This window comes from Candidatus Enterococcus wittei (assembly GCF_002140175.1).
Taxonomy (GTDB): domain Bacteria; phylum Bacillota; class Bacilli; order Lactobacillales; family Enterococcaceae; genus Enterococcus_B; species Enterococcus_B wittei.
Genome location: NZ_NGMO01000003.1, coordinates 292,940 through 311,615, shown reverse-complemented (window position 1 = coordinate 311,615; position 18,676 = coordinate 292,940). Strand labels below are relative to the sequence as shown.

14 protein-coding genes, 1 riboswitch and 2 other annotated features are annotated in these 18,676 nt (G+C 37.8%); of the genes, 12 read left to right on the top strand and 2 right to left on the bottom strand.

Annotated elements, in window-relative coordinates; translation table 11 throughout:
* Positions 1-100 precede the first annotated feature (100 nt).
* Entirely contained in the window at positions 101-517 is a 417-nt protein-coding gene (gene ndk / locus A5844_RS09345) for a nucleoside-diphosphate kinase (protein ID WP_086284917.1), read from the bottom strand.
* Between the two features lie 141 nt (positions 518-658).
* A riboswitch (M-box (ykoK) riboswitch) is annotated at positions 659-835 on the top strand.
* A gap of 345 nt (positions 836-1,180) precedes the next feature.
* On the opposite strand from ndk, the gene mgtA reads away from it, so the two are divergent.
* From mgtA to nhaC, 7 genes are all read left to right on the top strand, one after another.
* Positions 1,181-3,829: a magnesium-translocating P-type ATPase gene (mgtA, locus tag A5844_RS09340; protein ID WP_086284916.1), complete on the top strand. Its 2,649-nt coding sequence runs from the start codon at positions 1,181-1,183 to the stop codon at positions 3,827-3,829.
* 637 nt (positions 3,830-4,466) lie between these two features.
* Positions 4,467-5,135, top strand: a complete 669-nt coding sequence (locus tag A5844_RS09335; protein WP_086284915.1) for an HAD family hydrolase — start codon at positions 4,467-4,469, stop codon at positions 5,133-5,135.
* Between the two features lie 66 nt (positions 5,136-5,201).
* Positions 5,202-5,435, top strand: a binding site (T-box leader).
* Positions 5,436-5,470: 35 nt separating this feature from the next.
* Positions 5,471-5,712: a binding site (T-box leader), on the top strand.
* 62 nt (positions 5,713-5,774) lie between these two features.
* Positions 5,775-6,848, top strand: coding sequence for a methionine ABC transporter ATP-binding protein (locus A5844_RS09325; protein ID WP_086284914.1), 1,074 nt, complete (start codon positions 5,775-5,777; stop codon positions 6,846-6,848).
* 1 nt (position 6,849) lies between these two features.
* Complete coding sequence (locus A5844_RS09320; protein WP_086284913.1) at positions 6,850-7,530, top strand: methionine ABC transporter permease; 681 nt, start codon at positions 6,850-6,852, stop codon at positions 7,528-7,530.
* 17 nt (positions 7,531-7,547) lie between these two features.
* Positions 7,548-8,387, top strand: coding sequence for a MetQ/NlpA family ABC transporter substrate-binding protein (locus A5844_RS09315; RefSeq protein ID WP_086284912.1), 840 nt, complete (start codon positions 7,548-7,550; stop codon positions 8,385-8,387).
* Between the two features lie 23 nt (positions 8,388-8,410).
* Positions 8,411-9,616, top strand: a complete 1,206-nt coding sequence (locus A5844_RS09310) for a M20 family metallopeptidase (RefSeq protein WP_086284911.1) — start codon at positions 8,411-8,413, stop codon at positions 9,614-9,616.
* A 518-nt stretch (positions 9,617-10,134) separates the two neighbouring features.
* Positions 10,135-11,547 (top strand): Na+/H+ antiporter NhaC, encoded by a 1,413-nt coding sequence (nhaC, locus tag A5844_RS09305; protein WP_086284910.1) that lies wholly within the window; start codon positions 10,135-10,137, stop codon positions 11,545-11,547.
* A 119-nt stretch (positions 11,548-11,666) separates the two neighbouring features.
* On the opposite strand, the gene A5844_RS09300 is transcribed toward nhaC, so the two are convergent.
* Positions 11,667-13,034, bottom strand: coding sequence for an amino acid permease (locus tag A5844_RS09300; protein WP_086284909.1), 1,368 nt, complete (start codon positions 13,032-13,034; stop codon positions 11,667-11,669).
* Between the two features lie 305 nt (positions 13,035-13,339).
* Here A5844_RS09300 and A5844_RS09295 point away from each other — a divergent pair, with 305 nt between their 5' ends.
* The 5 genes from A5844_RS09295 (at position 13,340) to A5844_RS09275 (ending at position 18,496) form a co-directional block, all read left to right on the top strand.
* On the top strand, positions 13,340-14,227 hold the full coding sequence (locus A5844_RS09295) for a WaaS/CpsH family glycosyltransferase (RefSeq protein ID WP_086284908.1): 888 nt from the start codon (positions 13,340-13,342) through the stop codon (positions 14,225-14,227).
* A gap of 25 nt (positions 14,228-14,252) precedes the next feature.
* Positions 14,253-15,365, top strand: a complete 1,113-nt coding sequence (locus tag A5844_RS09290) for a glycerate kinase family protein (RefSeq protein WP_086284907.1) — start codon at positions 14,253-14,255, stop codon at positions 15,363-15,365.
* A gap of 233 nt (positions 15,366-15,598) precedes the next feature.
* On the top strand, positions 15,599-17,110 hold the full coding sequence (locus A5844_RS09285; RefSeq protein ID WP_086284906.1) for an Lsa family ABC-F type ribosomal protection protein: 1,512 nt from the start codon (positions 15,599-15,601) through the stop codon (positions 17,108-17,110).
* A gap of 100 nt (positions 17,111-17,210) precedes the next feature.
* Positions 17,211-17,741 carry a histidine phosphatase family protein gene (locus tag A5844_RS09280; protein ID WP_086284905.1) on the top strand — a complete coding sequence of 177 codons (531 nt, stop codon included), beginning with the start codon at positions 17,211-17,213 and terminating at the stop codon, positions 17,739-17,741.
* A 170-nt stretch (positions 17,742-17,911) separates the two neighbouring features.
* Positions 17,912-18,496 carry a bactofilin family protein gene (locus tag A5844_RS09275; RefSeq protein WP_086284904.1) on the top strand — a complete coding sequence of 195 codons (585 nt, stop codon included), beginning with the start codon at positions 17,912-17,914 and terminating at the stop codon, positions 18,494-18,496.
* Positions 18,497-18,676: the final 180 nt, after the last annotated feature.

The window sequence follows — 18,676 nt, the reverse complement described above, 5'->3', positions numbered from 1 at the left end:
TGTTTTTAGGGCTCTTTGATTTTTTGGAGTCAGTCAGAAAATCTTTTCGATTTTCTGACTGATCCTATAATTTTTGGGGATAGGCTAAATGATTATTTTTCTATTTTTTTGTATCAAAGGGTGGGAAAAAGCGAGCGATTTCAATGGTTGCTGAATCCCGTGAATCAGAGGCATGAATGATATTTTCTGTTCCAGGTAAGGCATAATCACCACGGATTGTTCCCGATACAGCATCAACTGCTTTTGTTGCACCAACCATTTTACGGATGATGTCGATCACGTCTTCACCTGTTAGGACAAGGTAGACAACAGGACCGGAAGTCATATAATCGATTAGTTCGTCGAAAAAACTTCGGCCAGCTAGATGGTGATAATGTTCCTCTGCTAATTCTTTAGTCATTGTTCCAAATTTCATCTCCGCAATGGCCAATCCTTTCTTTTCGAAGCGTTGAATAATCTCACCAATCAAATGACGTCTTACGCCATCTGGTTTAATAATAACAAGTGTACGTTCCATGTCTTTCACTCCTAACTGTTCAGATGCTTTTATTATACCGAGAGAAATCAAGTGTGACAAACGAATCCCTCTTTCTAAAGATTTTTGGAAATGGATTTGACATTTACATGAATAGTTGTTACATTGGAAAAGGAAAAACTAAATAAGATTTGTTAGGTGAGGCTCCTATACAAACACAGGCTACTGCCCAAAAACGTCGAGAGACGCCAATGGGTAGAACAGGAATTGTCGACTTAAGGCTTTTCATAAGGTAGCTAAAAGCAAAGTAATTTGCTTTTTACGTTGTACAGTGTCAAAACTCAACGATGAGATCATTGAAGCTTTTTTTGTGTGCTTTTACGACCTTTCGCTGAATTTTGGCGAAAGGTTTTTTGCTTTTTCTCTTATTTAGTAGCTCCAATTGAAACAAGGAGGTGTTTTTTTTGGGAAATTGATCGTTGGATTGAAAATGAGAAAGGATATATGGACTTACACAATAAAGGAGATGAGAACAAATGGATGACAGTCCGGAAAATAAAAAGACTAGGAGTTGGCAATTGAGACTATTATCTATCTGTTCTCAGCGCCTTAAAAGCTCCGTCTTTGATATCTGAAAATGAAATCTGTCAAAAAGAGTAATAAAGAAGTTGCTTCTTTTAGATAGAGTACAAGGAGAAGATCAAGATGGAAAAAAAACATGAAACAAAAAAAAATTATGGGACATTTGCAGCAAAAACGAAACAAGAATTATTCGACTTATTTCATACTTCCGAAAAGGGAATGTCTGACGATCAAATTGAAAAAGCAAGAGATTTATATGGCGAAAATAGTATTTCATATGGCAAGAAAACTTCTCTTTTCGTTGAAGTGATCAAAGCATTTATTACGCCGTTTACCCTTGTATTGATTGCATTAGGTGTGATTTCATTCATGACAGAATATGTGATGGCACCACCTAGTGACAAAGATCTTTTTGGGGTAGCAATTATTTTCACAATGGTACTAGTTAGCGGCATGATGACGTTGATCCAATCAGTTCGTTCCAATCAAGCAGCTGAAAAATTAAAATCTTTAGTAAAAGTGACTGCTGCAGTAAAACGCCAAGGAAGCTATCAAGAAATCCCCATGGAAGAAATTGTCTGCGGTGACCAAGTTCGTCTATCTGCTGGGGATATGATTCCTGCTGACATTCGTTTACTTACCGCAAAAGATTTATTTATATCACAGGCAGCATTGACTGGAGAAAGTTATCCAGTAGAAAAACATGCCGTTATTTGTACAAGTGAAAGTCAAAATGAAGCAAGTTATGAAAATATTGCTTTTATGGGAAGCAACGTAATTAGTGGTAGTGCAGAAGGCGTCGTTGTTGCTGTGGGGAAACATACGATGTTTGGTCATGTGGCACAAACCTTATCTGAACAACCAGTGAAAACGAATTTTGAATTAGGGATCCAAAAAACATCCATGCTGTTAATCAAGTTCATGGCATTGATGGCACCGACTGTCATTGTTATCAATGGATTGACGAAAGGGGATTGGTTAGAAGCATTTCTTTTCGGTTTGTCAGTAGCAGTTGGTCTAACACCTGAGATGTTACCGATGATCGTGACGACGAATCTTGTCAAAGGTGCAAGTATCATGGCCAAAAAAGGAACTGTGATCAAAAATCTGAATGCCATCCAAAACTTTGGCGCGATTGATGTTTTATGCACGGATAAGACAGGAACATTGACACAAGATAAAATTATTTTGGAATACCATATGGATTGTGAAGGAAATGAAAATGATCGTGTCTTACGTCATGCTTATTTGAATAGCTATTATCAAACTGGGTTGAAAAACTTGTTGGATGTGGCGATCATTGATGAAGCAATGGAAACATTGGATACTAATACAATCAATTATCAAAAAGTAGATGAAATTCCATTTGATTTTGAACGTCGGCGTATGAGTGTTGTTGTAGAAGATCCAACTGGGAAAACACAAATGATTACCAAGGGTGCAATTGAAGAGATGTTGAGCATTTCTGAGTACATTGATCTTGGTGGTGTGGTTTCTCCACTAACGTTGAAGCAAAGAGAAACGGTCTTAGAAAAGGTAAGAGAAATGAATGAAGATGGCTTGCGAGTGATTGGTGTTGCGCAAAAGACAAATTCTAGCGTTGTAGGTGAATTTTCTGTCAAAGATGAGTCAGAAATGGTCTTGATTGGTTATCTTGCTTTTCTAGATCCACCAAAAGAAACAACAAAACAAGCCCTCAAAGCACTGAAAAATCACGGCGTAGCTGTCAAAGTACTGACCGGTGATAATGAATTAGTGACAAGGTCAGTTTGTCGTCAAGTGGGATTAGAAATCAATGAGTTGATTACTGGAGAAAAAATCGCACAGATGAATGATCAGCAATTAAAAGAAGTAGCTGAAGCGCATAATGTATTCGTCAAATTGAATCCTCAACAAAAAGCACGTTTGACCACAGCACTCCGTCATAATGGTCATACAGTTGGATTCTTAGGAGATGGCATCAATGATGCACCAGCGATGAAAGTTGCGGATATTGGAATCTCAGTGGATACAGCAGTAGACATTGCCAAAGAATCAGCAGATGTGATCCTATTAGAAAAAGATTTGATGATTTTAGAAAATGGTTTGTTGTCTGGTAGAGAAACATTTGGGAACATTATGAAATATATCAAAGCAACTGCAAGTTCAAATTTTGGGAATATGTTTTCAGTATTGATTGCCAGCACTTTCTTACCTTTTCTACCTATGCTACCCTTACAGATTCTATTTTTGAATTTGATCTATGATGTTTCATGTATTTCACTTCCTTGGGATAAAATGGACAAAGAATATTTGCATGAACCTAAAAAATGGGAAGCTTCTAGTATCGGGAAATTTATGATCTACTTTGGACCAACAAGTTCTATTTTTGATATCACTACGTATTTGCTCATGTACTTTGTGATTTGTCCTGCAGTTGTCGGCGGCAGTTTCCATACTTTGACAGCTTCCCAACAAATCGTGTTTATTGCATTATTTCATGCAGGGTGGTTTGTTGAATCTTTATGGACACAAACACTTGTCCTGCATGCTTTACGGACACCAAAAGTACCATTCTTGCAAAGTAATGGAACCTTCGTAATGGTTTCGATCACAACGTTAGGAATCGTTGCTGGGTCTATTTTACCCTTTACGAATTTTGGCTCAGAGTTAGGCTTATTACCATTGCCAAGTAATTACTGGATTTGGTTGATTATCACAGTGGTGGCCTATTTAGCTCTTGTTACTTTTGTGAAAAAAATCTATATCCATAAATTTGGCGAATTATTATAAATGAGTAATGAACCAACAACCGATGGGAAGTTTATCGTTCAGCTAACAGTAATTAGAAGAGATAAGAGAATTAAGAAAATTTCAGAAAAAATATAATTACATGAATGAAGAAAATAAGATATATCAAGCATATTTTCTACAGTTCATTTGTAATGCTCATTGTAAGAATATTTTTCTTGCGAGGCAGAACAGAATGCTTCTCTCACAACCTTGATAAACGGTATTCCAACAGCTGATCTTCAATATTAAGCAAAAAAATTGTAAAATATGGGAAGCTATTTTTCAATTTCCTGTCTTAATATTCAGATCAAAGCGCTGTTGTCACAACCTCAATAAACGGTGTTCAAAAGCCAGCTCTTTCGATATTAAGTCGAAACTTGAAAAAATATGAGGAGCTATTTTCCCAAGTTCCTTCTTAATACTCGGAGCTAACCGGCTTTTTCATAACCTTGATAAACGGTGTTCGAGAAGCTGCACTTTGGACATAAGTCGAAAAAATAAAAAATGTGGGGAACCATTTTCTATTTTCCCTCCTTATGCCTCAGTGCAGAACGCTTCCCTCACAACCTTAATTGGTTTTCATGAAAAAAACATGATACACTGTGGTTATTGTTTTTTTTGAAAGGAATTGTGAGTAATGAAAGGCGCAATATTTGATTTAGATGGTTTGTTAGTCGATACAGAAAAAACGTATCGTGATGGTTGGCTGTGGGGATTCCAGCAGTTTGATCTGACGATGTCTCAGGAAATCGTTGATGCGTGGGGTGGAAAAAATTGGAAACAAAGTTATGAGATTTTAGTTGATATCGCTGGAAGTCCAGAAATGGTTCAAAAAGTTCGAGAAAAACGAGAAGAGTATTTTTATCAACAACTTGAAAGTGATGCGATCCAATTAAAACCTCATGCTATAGAAGTGTTAAAAGAATTAAAAAATAGAGGATTAGTTCTTGGTTTAGCAACGACAACCGTAACAAAAAGAGCAACGGATATATTAGAACATTTTGCATTGACACCTTATTTTGATACTTTTACTTTTGGGGATGAAGTCTCTGAGAATAAACCTTCGCCTGTCCCTTATCTGACAGCATTAGAAAAATCTCGACTTTTGCCCACAGAAGCATTTGCTGTTGAAGATTCTTTAGTAGGCGCCACCTCTGCATCTAGAGCAGGTCTTGGTGTGGTCTTGATACCAGACTCAAGTTTTAACCGTAACTATTCTGCTAATGATAAAGCTAACTTATTGCTTTTAGCGGAAGGAAAAGATCTTTTAGCTGTGCTTGATATGCTGGATAAGAGCAAAAATTAAATTTTCTTAATTTTTCTGCTTGACTTTTTATTTTTAATTCGATAAAGTATCCTCAATAACTAAATATAGTTTTCGTTGATAAGGAAAGTAAACTTGGATACTTCAAAGAGAGGCTCTGTCTGGTGCAAAGAGTCAAGTTTGAAAAGTTGAAAAATGGCCTTGGAGAATAATCTGTCGATAAGTAGGCAGGTTCGGAAAATGTCGACCGTTAAAATGACAACCAATCTTTCTTATAGAGATGTTGGACTGAGGGAAGGAAACTTCCGAATAAAGGTGGTACCACGATACGTCGTCCTTTTACTGATTTTTGATCAGTAAAAGGATTTTTTTTTATATTTTTTGCAATGAGATAGTAAGTACAAGCAAAGAAACCTTTAACAGAGAGCTTTGGTAGCTGAGAAGAAGCAAGGTGGAAAGTTTGGAAAATGGCTATTGAGCATTTCATCCCGAGCAAATTTGTGAGGCGGTGACGGGCGCAACCGTTAGATTGCTAGAGTATGTTTGTACTTGAAGAGGAGCTATATGTGAGTGTAGCTCAAACATGAGGTGGTAACACGCTAAAAAAGGCGTCCTCAAGAAAATGATCGTTCATTTTCTTGAGGACGCCTTTTGCTATTTTAACATAGAGGAGGAGTAAAAATGATTGAGTTGCAAGGGGTCAGTGTTTCATTTCAACAGCAAGAAAAAACAATTCACGCAGTAAAGAATGTCGATCTTACAATCGAAAAAGGGGATGTCTACGGCATTGTAGGGTATTCAGGTGCAGGGAAAAGTACCTTGGTCCGTGTGATGAACTTCCTGCAAAAACCAACAAGTGGGAAAGTCGTGATCGATCATACGGATCTAGGTAAACTTTCAAATAAAGACCTAAGAGGTCAACGTAAGACCATTGGGATGATCTTTCAACATTTTAATCTGATGGAACGCCGAACGATTTTTGACAACGTCGATTTTTCATTGAAATACACGAAAAAATCGAAACAGGAACGTCGTCAAAAAGTGAATGAACTCCTAGCAATTGTTGGCCTAGAAGATAAAGCTTCTGCATATCCTAAACAATTATCAGGAGGTCAAAAGCAGCGAGTAGCCATTGCTCGAGCATTAGCAAACGACCCACAAGTTTTGCTTTGCGATGAAGCGACCAGCGCGCTTGATCCTAAAACGACTCATCAAATCTTAGCATTATTGAAAAAGTTGAATCAGCGATTAGGACTAACAATCGTCTTGATTACTCATGAAATGCAAGTAGTTAAAGAGATTTGCAATAAGGTGGCGGTGATGGAAAAAGGGGAAGTGATCGAGAAAGGTAGTAGCATTCAGATTTTCAGTCAACCAAAAGAAGAGTTAACGAAGGAATTTATTCGGACAGCCACTCATATCGATCAAGCTTTGGAAACAATCCGATCACATCCAGCTTTTGCAGATCAGCTTACTAATAAATGGCTAGTGGAATTGAAATATGTTGGGAATCAAACCAATGCACCGTTAATTGCACAGTTATACAGTAAATATCAAGTAAGTGCCAATATATTATACGGAAATGTTGAACTATTACAGGAGACACCTTTAGGCCAATTGATTGTGACATTGTCAGGAGAAAATCATCAGCGGGAAAAAGCACTAGCATATTTAGTCAAATCAGGTGTGCAAGCAACGATTTTACAAAAAAATGAAGTTCTAGAGAAAATAAAAATCATTAAAGGAGGACGATGAAATGACACAATTTTTTGAAACCTATTTACCGAATGCCTATTTAATTTCGGATGAATTTTATGAGGCAACCAAACAAACATTATATATGTCATTTTGGACCGCACTTATTGGTGGCTTACTTGGTCTTTTATGTGGCATTGTGTTAGTCGTCACTCGTCCAAATGGGTTACTTGAGAATCCTATATTTTATGGCATTTTAGATAAAATGATCAATATCGTCCGCTCCATTCCATTTATTATTTTACTTTCCTTACTTGCTGTTACCACTCGTTTTTTAGTAGGTACGACGATCGGTGCAAAAGCGGCGTTGGTACCATTGATTTTTGGGGTCGTACCTTTCTTTGCTCGACAAGTGGAGATAGCGTTACTAGAAGTCGATCACGGAGTAATTGAAGCCGCACAGGCAATGGGAACAAGCCCTGCTGGGATTATTTTTAGAGTTTATTTAGTTGAAGGATTGCCAGGGATCATTCGTGTATCAGCCCTTACGATCATCAATGTGATTGGTTTGACGGCGATGGCTGGTGCAGTTGGTGCAGGAGGATTAGGCAATTTAGCGATCTCACGAGGCTATAATCGATTTCAGACCGATGTAACAATTGTTGCGACATTACTCATTTTGATCCTTGTCTTTTTGAGTCAATGGATCAGTAATTTACTGATAAAGAAAATCTCACATTAAAAACTGGAGGAATAGATATGAAAAAAATTATTCGTTTTACCGTACTTTCATTGGTTGCACTTATTTGGTTGACTGGCTGTAGTCAAGGAAAAGCTGATACAGATACTAAAAAAGAAACCACAGTCAAATTAGGCGTTATCGGAGAAGATACCGATGTTTGGGATGATGTCAAAGAGCGTTTAGAAAAAGAAAACATTCATTTAGAATATGTAAAATTTACCGATTACAATCAACCAAATGCAGCATTGGCGGATGGCTCGATTGATTTGAATGCGTTTCAGCATCAGTTCTTTTTGGATAACTACAATGAAGAACACGGTACCGATTTAGTTTCAATTGGGAATACAGTGAATGCTCCATTAGGTATCTATTCCAATTCCATCCAATCCATCGATTCGATCAAGGAAGGTGTAAAAGTAGCAATCCCTAATGATGTTACAAACGGTGGGAGAGCCTTGCTCTTATTGCAAAATGCTGGGTTGATCAAAATAGATCCAACAAAAGGACAAACACCGACGACCGCTGATATTACCGAAAATAAGAAAAAATTAGTGATTTCGGAATTAGATGCTTCACAAACAGCGCGAGCTTTAGATGATGTTGATTTATCTGTCATCAATAGTGGGGTCGCTGTAGACTCTGGTTTGAATCCAGCAAGTGATGCGATCTTTTTAGAACCTGTGGATGATCGTGCAAAACCTTATGTCAACATTATCGTGGCACGAAAAGAAGATGCGGATGATGAGATTTATCAAAAAATCGTGGATACCTATCAAACAGATGAAACAGCGAAAGTTATCGAAAAAACATCTAAGGGTTCCAGTGTACCAGCTTGGGAAACATTTGGACGTAAATAATCAAAAATCAGGAGGGAACCACTATGACAACAATTACTTTACCTACACATTCTTTTAAAGAAGCGATCCAGCAGCGTTTAACTGACTATCAAGCACTCGCCTTAGATATCCATGCACATCCTGAAGTGAGTAATTATGAATTTTATTCTTCAGAAGTTTTGGTCAATCAATTAGTCAAAGAAGGTTTTTCAGTCAAAAAAAATGTAGCCGGTCATCGGACAGGCTTTGACGCACGCTATACTTCTGGAAAAGCAGGACCAACAATCGTTTTTCTCGCAGAATTCGATGCGTTACCAGGAATCGGACATGCCTGTGGCCATAATTTATTTGGCACTTATTCCGTATTGGCAGCTAGTGTTTTGCGGGAGCATATTGATGAGACAGGAGGAGAGATTCGTGTGTATGGGACACCTGGTGAAGAAGGTGGGGAAAATGGTTCCGCGAAAGGAAGTTTTGTTCGCGAAGGATTTTTTGAAGATGTAGATGCGGCTCTTTGTGTCCATCCTGCTTATCGTTATGGAAAAACCACAGAATCATTAGCTAACGACCCAGTAGATATTAAGTTCTATGGAAAAGCTTCCCATGCCGCAGCGGCACCTGAAAAAGGAGTAAATGCTTTAGAAGCATTGATCCAAGTGTTTAATGGAATCAATGCCTTACGGTTACACTTACCAAAAGATGTCAATATCCATGGCATCATCACAGATGGCGGCGTGGCCGCTAATGTGATTCCTGAGTATGCTGCAGGAAGATTCTATTTACGGGCAAAAAATCGTCAAACCTTGGATGAAGTGTATCAAAAAGTAGAAAACATCGTGAAAGGGGCAGCATTAAGTACTGGAACTAGCTATGAGTTTGGATTATTCCAGAATGCAGTTGATGATGTGATCGTGACTCCTACTTTTGATGAATTGTTCTTCCAGCATGCCACAGAAGCTGGTGTACCAAGTGAAGAAATTGATGCCACAGAACAGACGAGTCTTGGTTCATCAGATGTTGGAAATGTAAGTCAGGTAATTCCAACAATCCAACCCACTGTGTCTATCTCTGACAGTTATATTGCAGGACATTCAGAAGAATTCAAAGCAGCAGCTAAAAGTGAAAAAAGCTTGGCCTCGATTGCGATTGCAGCCGAACTACTAGCCGCAACAGCTTTGGATCTGTTTGAACAACCGAATCTATTAAAAAAAATAAAAGTAGAGCATCAAGAAATCCTTCAACAAAAGTAACGATGAGAATCAAAGATGGAAAATAAACAGTCTAATAATCTTTGATAATAAAAAAGCGTAAGTGATAAGCCCTTCGTTTTCCAGATCAATCTTACTATATAAGGAAAAGGAGCTTCTTTATAACTACATCTGAAAGATCAAAAGAAGGGGATTGATCGGGGCAAAGATGGAAAGCGATGTAATTTACCTATTGACAAAAAAGAAGTGAGAGGGTAAACTTCATGAAAGTTAACTTTTCACAAAGTAGCAGATTAGGTGTTTTGTTCAGAAAGTCGGTGGTTGCTGTGAACCGATCAAGCCTAGCTGATGAATTACATGGAAAGTCATAAAATTGAATAAGTGATATAAAGTGAAAAACAGATCTGTTTTTAATTAAGGTGGTACCGCGGAGTCATTCGTCCTTAGTTGAAAACAGATCTTTTTGTCTTATCAAAGGAGGAAATGCCAATGAATTGCGGCGGAGTGATACGATATCTGCTCTTTTTTTAGACTTAGTAAACTAAAAGAGGAGAATGAATATGACGAATAAAAGAAGTCCAAAATTTTTAGAAGCAGTTATTATGCTAGTTATCATTGTAGCCACGATTTCAATTGGGGTAGTAGGGTTGAAGATTTCACCTAATGTCGCTATCTTAATCGCAATCAGTTTGGTTATGTTCTATGCGGTAGGTAAGAAATATCCAAGCGATTTGTTGCATGAAGGGATCATTAAAGGGCTCAAACCGGGCATCATCCCAATATTTATTTTTATGCTAGTTGGAGCCTTGATTGCTGTGTGGATTCAAGCGGGGATCATTCCTACCTTAATGGTGGTAGGATTCAAATTCATCAGTATCCCTTGGTTTGTTCCTTCGATCTTTGTTGTCTGTGCCATCATCGGAAGCGCTGTTGGAAGTGCCTTTACTGTAATGTCTACAATTGGTATCGCCTTTTTCGGTATTGGTGTCACTTTAGGGCTCAATCCACCATTGATTGTTGGGGCAATTGTTTCGGGAGCTGTTTTTGGGGATAAAATGTCTCCCTTATCAGAATCAACGAATCTCACAGCTGCTATCGTTGAAGCAGATCTATTTAAACATATTAAACATATGATGTGGTCGACTATTCCAGCTTTTGTTGTTTCATTAGGATTGTTTATGGTTTTGGGACATACTGACAAGGGAACAAGTTTGAATAAAATCCAAGAAGTAACTGCAGTACTTGAAAACCACTTTACGATTTCTTTCTGGGCATTTCTTCCTTTATTGTTGATGTTGCTTTGCGCATGGAAAAAAGTACCAGCAATTTTAACGATTCTATTAAATATTGTTGCTGCTATAGGAATGATCTTCATACAAAATCCAAACACTTCATTTGCTGAGTTAGCTAGAGTAATTGAATCAGGGTTCGTATCTTCGACTGGTAATACGCAAATCGATTCTTTATTAAGTCGCGGTGGTATCGAAAGTATGATGCCAACAGTCTCGCTCATCATCTTGACACTTTCATTAGGTGGATTGCTGATAGAGTTTGGGTTGATTGCCACAGTCATGGAAGTGGTATCCAAAAAGATGACCAATACACCAAGACTGATTTTTACTACTTTGATGACCAGTATCGGTGTTAACTTATTTATCGGCGAACAATTTTTATCAGTAATCTTACCTGGGAATGCTTTTAAAGAAACCTACAAGAAAGCTGGGTATGATCCAACAGTTTTAGGGCGTACACTAGAAGATGGTGGGACGGTAATCAATTACTTAATACCTTGGGGAATTGCCGGAAGCTTTGTGGCGAGTACGTTTGGGGTACCAACGATCAATTATTTGCCATTTGTCTTTTTCAGTCTACTTTCGCCAGTATTTTCATTGGTTAGTGCTTTTACAGGGCTAGGAGTGACCAAACGAAAAGAAGAAACAAGTTCTTTGAAAATCGCTAAAGAATCAGTATAAGTCTCTTGAAATTAAAGTAACAATTATATTTTATAGCCAAAAAAAGCCGAGAAATCTCGAAAATAGTAAAAGCTATTTTCAGATTCTTCGGCTTTTTTTAGTGGAAATTGTAAATGGGACTAATTCACAGATGAAAAAGATTCATTTTCTAAATGGAAAACATCATTTTTCTTTTGATAACTAAAGAAAATCATGGCATATAAGAGGGCAGTCAAAATTGTAACACCTAATGTATTTGTCATCAAAATACCAATAAATATCAAGCTTAAAGCAATCAATGCGAACAAGTTAAAGCTTTTATCTTTTATGGTTCCCTTTTTGAGAGCTAAGTGGAACGCTGCAGCACTGATCATCATCCAGATGACTAAGATCGTATAAGAAAGAGAACCGGCAAGATAACCAAATAACTTATCTCCTACAAAATAGGAAAGAATCACACCGATATACAACACGCTTGTACAAAAGAAAACAGAGCGTTGGGGAACTTGATGTTTATTTAATTTCGCTAATTTATTGACATTTCCTTTCTTATCTTTTAATCGGAAAAATAAAAGACGAGAAGAAGCGTAGACTCCAGAATTAATGGAAGAAAATAAGGCCAGTACAATGACAAAATTCACAATGTCTCCGGCAAATGGAATGTTCATCTGTTCAAAGACCATCACGAAAGGACTGACAGAGGACCCTGCAAGTGTCTTCCAAGGGAAAAGGATCAATAATAAAAATAAAGGAATCAAATAAAAAGAAACGATCCGCCCCATGACCCCTTTGATCGCTTTAGGAATCGCTTTTTTAGGATCATCCGCTTCACTGACGGTGATAGCAATTAATTCAGAGCCCCCATACGAGTAAATAACGACTAATAATGAACTGATGACTCCTTTCAACCCATGAGGAGTAAAGCCTCCGTGAGAAGTTAGCTGGCTTAATGTAGGAAAGACGCCGGTACCCAACATTTGTTGCCCAACTAAATAGAGTCCAAAAATAATCAATAACACAATGACGCTGATTTTTGCAAAGGCTAACCAGTATTCAGTTTCGGCAAATAACCGAACGGAATAGAGGTTGATCAATGTTGTCAAAATGGCCAACATCAAGATGAAAAACCAAGCGGGTACATGAGGAAACCATAATTGCATAAACGAAGCAGCTGCTACAGCCTCAGCAATAATATTGATCATCCACATCGAATAGTAGACCCAGTCCACAAAATCTGCGGAATGGTTCCCTAAGTATGGACGAATCAGTCCAGATAATCCGTGATGCGTATCGCCACCATCTAAAACGAGTTTGCCTAATCCGTTCATGACGATAAACAAAATAGCGCCGCCAATCAAAAAAGCCAATAAGACAGCAGGACCAGCGATACCAATTGCTTCACCGCTTCCTTTGAATAATCCAGCTCCAATGGCACCGCCAAGTGCCAACATAGTGATATGTCTAGAGTTTAGTTGTTTTTTCAATGTTTTCTCTTTTGTATGTTCCATAAACAGCCTCTTTTCTATGTGTTCGTTTGATTCACCATCATAAAATAATATGTCTTATCATAACAAATTATCAGATAATTTCAACTATTCTGAAAAAATATTTTTGTGTGAGCGTATTCTTAAATTTAGAAGATGCCCAAGTACTCTTCTTGACTTTTGAAATAAGAAGTAAAGTAAGTCGTAGAAAGCGTTTCACTCGCTTTTTATATTTAAAAAAGGCTATCATAGAAATAAAACACCCTCTATTTAATGATGAAAGAACTCAAACAATGATTATCTTAGAGGAGCAAAGGGAGGAAATAACCATGAACCAACATTCAATTTTACTTGTAGCGAAAAACAAATCTCTCTATTTCTTTCCATCTATTGACTCTCTGGATGTGATTTCAGCGAAAGAATTAACTGATCCATCAGTGATGTCTTCCTTTCAAGCTCGTTTAAAGGCGTATCAAATGATTATTTTTTTGGATTATGGATTTGAGATCCAATTTGCTGAGCGTGTGCGTCCTTATACGAATGCAAAAATCATTTTGTTTTTTTGGAACCATTTTCGGGAGGAGCATCATCAACTTTTGAAAAACGCTCAACAATCTTCTGCCATTGACGATATTTATCATTTTGATATTCTAGAAGCAAAGGCTTTAGGTCTTAAACACAACAGTTCTTTTTATTCTAAACAGATGCAATTACCACATAGTGAACAAACGAGTGATTTATTTTTCGGTGCTACCGACAATGGTCGAAAAGAACGAGCAGATCATTATAAAAAAGCATTCGATAAACTTGGGATCACTAGTCATTATTATATATTGCCAAGTCGTGGCAATGATCAAGCTGGTTATTTAACCTATGCGGACTATTTAAAATTAACGAGTGGTTCACGAGGCATCTTGGAATTGCTTCGAGAAGGTCAAAGTGGTGTGACATTACGAACATTTGAGTCTATTTTTTTTAACAAAAAATTAGTGACAGACAACCTAGCTATTTCTGGATACCGTTTCTATGATCCCCAAAATATTTTTTTGTTGCAAGAAAGAGACTTAAAGGAATTGCCTGAGTTTTTGAATACACCTTATCGACCCGTTGCTTCTGAAATCATCGAGTTCTTTGATGCGAAAACTTGGGCCAAACGATTCGAAGGTGTTGATCCACAGGTATTTGAATGGTATGAATATGATGGACAAGGAAAGTAAAGTTGAAACTGTAAGGAGAGGTAAAATGAATGTACTTGCGGCGATTGATTCCTTCAAGGGAAGTGCCTCATCGGTAGAGTTGAACCAAGCGGTCTTAAATGGCTGGATGACTAATGGAAAAAAGAGCAATCAACCGATCGCTGACGGCGGAGAAGGCACGACTGAAGCAATATATCATACACTGGGTGGAGAATGGAAAAAGGTGCAAGGGATGGATCTGCTTTTTCGTCAGAAGGAATCTCGATACTTAGTAACTATGTATAATCATAAGAAGATTGCTATTATTGAGTCAGCAGAAGTAGTGGGCATCGATTTACTATCTAAACCGACAGATCAAACGATCCGTCTTGCTTCGAGTTTTGGTTTAGGTGAGTTGATCAAAGATGCCATCAAACAACAACCAGATGAGATCATTATTGCATTAGGCGGTAGTGGCTGTTCAGATGGTGGCTTAGGATTGTTGCAGTCTCTTGGAGCTACACTAGTCGGTGTGACAGAAGGCAATCCTTTGCTCTCCGTCAAAGAATTGGATCTTCATACATTAATGCCGATCACGACTAAATTGACCATTGCTTCAGATGTGACGAGTCCCTATACAGGAGAACTCGGAGCTGCTTTATTGTTTGGAACACAAAAAGGAGGAACGCCCGACACATTAGCCTTTTTAGATCAGCAAGCAAAGTCAATAGTGGATCAAATAAAGACTAGCCAATCTCTTGACTTGGATGATTTACCTGGAAGTGGAGCCGCTGGAGGTATTGGGGGTGCTTTATTTTTATTAGGGGCGACCATGCAATCTGGGTTTCAGCTGGTGGCTGAGTTAGTAGGTTTAGAAGAGCAAGTTAAAGAAGCAGATATCATTGTCACCGGTGAAGGACGAATCGATCAACAGACGATTCATGGAAAAGTACCATATGGGGTCGCTCTTCTTGCAAAAAAGCACCATAAAAAAATCATTGGGATTTGTGGAAGCAGAGAAAAGGAGTTAGGTGAACTGACTCGCTTTCTCCCTAGCATTTTCAGTATCCAATTTGGACCGATAACGTTGGCGGAAGCGATGGATCCTCATGAGACACTGGAAAAAGTCCAATTACTTTCAACTGCACTTTCTCATCTTTTTACTAATGAATTTAGTTGACACCTTTAAAATATCTATGGTAATCTAGTGGCAAATCAAATGAAACGAGGGATCCGTGCATTGAAAAACTAAGTCAATTGGTTGAAGCTGCAAATTTACTGTACCTTGAAAGAACAAGGAAGCAGTATGCAGATTTTCAGAATTGGCTAGTTTCAATGGATGGGTCTTTTTTTTACCCGTCTTTTTGACCAGTTCTGAAAATAGGACTGGTCTTTTTTTACGAGGTGAAAAGTATGACAACTATTGAATTAAAGAATGTCACGTTTGGCTATGATAGCCAGGAAACATTATTGTTTGACGAAGTAAGTTTGAATTTGGACACGAATTGGAAACTTGGCTTGATTGGCAGAAATGGTCGGGGCAAAACGACTTTATTGCGTATTTTGCAAAATCAGGTTCCTTATCAAGGACAAGTGATCCATCAACAAAATTTTAATTATTTCCCTCAATCAGTCGAAGCTGTTGATCGCCTGACGTATGACGTTTTGATGGAGCTCGGGGCATTTGAACTTTGGGAGATCGAACGAGAATTGACATTGATGCAAACAGACCCTGAGATTATCTGGCGGCCATTTGAAACATTATCTGGCGGAGAAAAAACAAAAGTCTTGCTTGCTTTATTGTTCACCGACGACAAGCATTTCCCCTTGATCGATGAACCGACGAATCATTTAGATGTAGTAGGGCGAGCACAGGTGGCGAAGTATCTTAGAAAGAAACAACAAGGGTTTATCGTGATCAGTCATGACCGCTCATTTATTGATGAAGTCGTGGATCATCTATTGGTGATCGAAAAAAGCAAAGTGGAGATCTATCAAGGAAATTATTCCATTTATGAGGAACAAAAACGAAAAAAAGACGAATTTGAATTGGCTCAAAACAATAAAATCAAAAAAGAAGTGACGCGCTTAAAGAAAACAGCCGCAGAAAAAGCGGAATGGTCCCGTTCACGTGAAAAGGATAAGACAAAGAAAAAAGTCGGCTTTATTGATACAGAAGCCAGAAGGGTTGATCGTGGTGCAGTGGGGGCAGATGCTGCACGAACGATGAAACGTTCAAAAGCAATCGTTCAGCGCATGGAGTCTCAAATCAGTGAAAAGGAAAAATTATTAAAAGATATCGAATACATTGATGCGTTAGCAATGAACCCTCATCGTTCCCATCACAAACGCATATTGACAGTGGAAAATTTACAGTTAGGTTATGAAGATTGGCTATTTGAACCAATCAATTTTATTATTGAACAACAGCAATGTGTGGCATTATCAGGGCCAAATGGAATAGGAAAATCATCGATCCTCCAATTTTTACTTGGTACATTTGGTGGAATCAGTCAAGGGGAAGTCATACAACCGGCAAATCTCAAGATTAGTTATGTACGTCAAGATTACGAAGACAATACAGGAACGTTGGCAGAATTTTCGGATAAGCACCAGTTGGATTACCAACTATTTATTAATAATTTACGTAAACTAGGAATGGAACGTGAAGTGTTCCATACACGGATCGAGAAGATGAGTATGGGGCAGCGGAAAAAGGTTGAATTAGCAAAGTCACTGGCACAAACGGCTGATTTATATATTTGGGATGAACCGCTCAATTACCTTGATGTTTTCAATCAAGAGCAGATCGAACAATTGCTTTTACAAGTAAGGCCTGCGATGTTGATCGTTGATCATGATCAGCGTTTTTTAGAGAAAGTGGCGACACAACGTATCGAATTACAAGAAGATTCGAAGCAATAGGAAATGGGAATCGTGAATTCATTCGTAAAATCGATCTCTCAACTACGTTAAGAAAGTTATGCTACAATCGAAATAGATTGAGATAAAGGAGAATGATTAAATGCTATATGTAACAAGACATGGCGAGACAACTTGGAATGCACAAGGATTAGTCTGTGGAAGAGCAGATATCGAGTTGACAGATAAAGGAAAGTTACAAGCAGAGATGTTGGCGGAAAAGGTAGCAAAATTGGATATACCGGTCACTAAGATTATCCATTCACCGCTACAACGTGCAAAAGATACCGCTCAAGCAGTGGCAACAAAGATCCAGTTACCAATGACATCAGATGATCGTTTGATGGAAATGGATTTTGGTGAGTATGATGGAATGCCTAGCCAAGAAACGGTTTTTCAAGAAGCAAGAACAGAATTTGCTGTACGGTTTCCCAATGGTGAATCCGTCTTGGATGTATATGCTCGTGTAACTCCGCTACTAAAAGAATGTCTAGCAGATGAAGAGAATGTGTATTTACTTGTGTGTCACAATGCACTGATTCGTGTGATCAATGCATATTTTCATCCAATGCCGAATTCAGGGTTCTTTGATTTCTTTGTTGATAATACAGAATTGATCGGTTTTGATCAATAGATTGACTCGTCTAAGATCATGGATAGTTTTCCATAGCTAAGAGACAAAGGAACGAGAAGTTAGTGAAAAGAAATTTTATCGATGAAATACTTTTTATGAAAATTATTTCACATGGAGAAACATCCATGGTATAATTTTCTATGAGTTAAAAAAAGAGAGGAAGCGATTTTATGTTAGCAAAAAAACTATCTATTTTAGGTCTTACAGCAACTGCATTATTAGTGTTAGGTGCATGTAGCTCTGATAGTAATGATACATCAAAAGATTCAAGTTCAGAAGCATCAACAACAGAAGTAAGTACTACTGAAAGCACAGCAGATGTTGTTTCAACTGCTTCAATCAGTGATGACCCAACAGTTTTAGAAAAAGCAATGTCTGCTGATGGAAACTGGATCATTGCAGCAACTAACGATGTAACATTCACAAATGACGTAACAGTTGCTGGTGAATTCCATGATAAAGATGACGATAGTCAAGATATCTACAGAAAAATTGCATTATACTCACAAGATGATGACCGTAATGTGACAGCTGAATACACAATGACAGTTCCTGAATTGATCATCGAATCTGAAAATACAAACATCGTTCACGGAACAATCAAAGGTGATGTACTTGTAAAAGCAAATGGCTTTGTCTTAAATGGTGCTAAAGTAGAAGGCAACGTAACATTTGAAAAACAAGAATACAAAGATTCAGCAAAACTTGATGAAGATGGTGCTTCAGTAACAGGCGATGTTACTGTTAGTGAATAATCATTCATCTAATCAGTAATCAATAAACGGACTTTACTGTCTTTGTACAAATTGTTTTTATTGTGAAAAAGGAGTGGCTTAGGCTACTCCTTTTTTTGTGTCCATTACTGATAGATAAGGTTAAGCAGAGAATGATTTGAGGTTATAAGAAATAATATTAAATATTTTTTATATTTATAT

Bases quoted from the DNA above. Each gene is read 5' to 3' on its own strand.
- ndk (WP_086284917.1), bottom strand. From the start codon at position 517: ATGGAACGTACACTTGTTATTATTAAACCAGATGGCGTAAGACGTCAT.
- mgtA (WP_086284916.1), top strand. From the start codon at position 1,181: ATGGAAAAAAAACATGAAACAAAAAAAAATTATGGGACATTTGCAGCA.
- A5844_RS09335 (WP_086284915.1), top strand. From the start codon at position 4,467: ATGAAAGGCGCAATATTTGATTTAGATGGTTTGTTAGTCGATACAGAA.
- A5844_RS09325 (WP_086284914.1), top strand. From the start codon at position 5,775: ATGATTGAGTTGCAAGGGGTCAGTGTTTCATTTCAACAGCAAGAAAAA.
- A5844_RS09320 (WP_086284913.1), top strand. From the start codon at position 6,850: ATGACACAATTTTTTGAAACCTATTTACCGAATGCCTATTTAATTTCG.
- A5844_RS09315 (WP_086284912.1), top strand. From the start codon at position 7,548: ATGAAAAAAATTATTCGTTTTACCGTACTTTCATTGGTTGCACTTATT.
- A5844_RS09310 (WP_086284911.1), top strand. From the start codon at position 8,411: ATGACAACAATTACTTTACCTACACATTCTTTTAAAGAAGCGATCCAG.
- nhaC (WP_086284910.1), top strand. From the start codon at position 10,135: ATGACGAATAAAAGAAGTCCAAAATTTTTAGAAGCAGTTATTATGCTA.
- A5844_RS09300 (WP_086284909.1), bottom strand. From the start codon at position 13,034: ATGGAACATACAAAAGAGAAAACATTGAAAAAACAACTAAACTCTAGA.
- A5844_RS09295 (WP_086284908.1), top strand. From the start codon at position 13,340: ATGAACCAACATTCAATTTTACTTGTAGCGAAAAACAAATCTCTCTAT.
- A5844_RS09290 (WP_086284907.1), top strand. From the start codon at position 14,253: ATGAATGTACTTGCGGCGATTGATTCCTTCAAGGGAAGTGCCTCATCG.
- A5844_RS09285 (WP_086284906.1), top strand. From the start codon at position 15,599: ATGACAACTATTGAATTAAAGAATGTCACGTTTGGCTATGATAGCCAG.
- A5844_RS09280 (WP_086284905.1), top strand. From the start codon at position 17,211: ATGCTATATGTAACAAGACATGGCGAGACAACTTGGAATGCACAAGGA.
- A5844_RS09275 (WP_086284904.1), top strand. From the start codon at position 17,912: ATGTTAGCAAAAAAACTATCTATTTTAGGTCTTACAGCAACTGCATTA.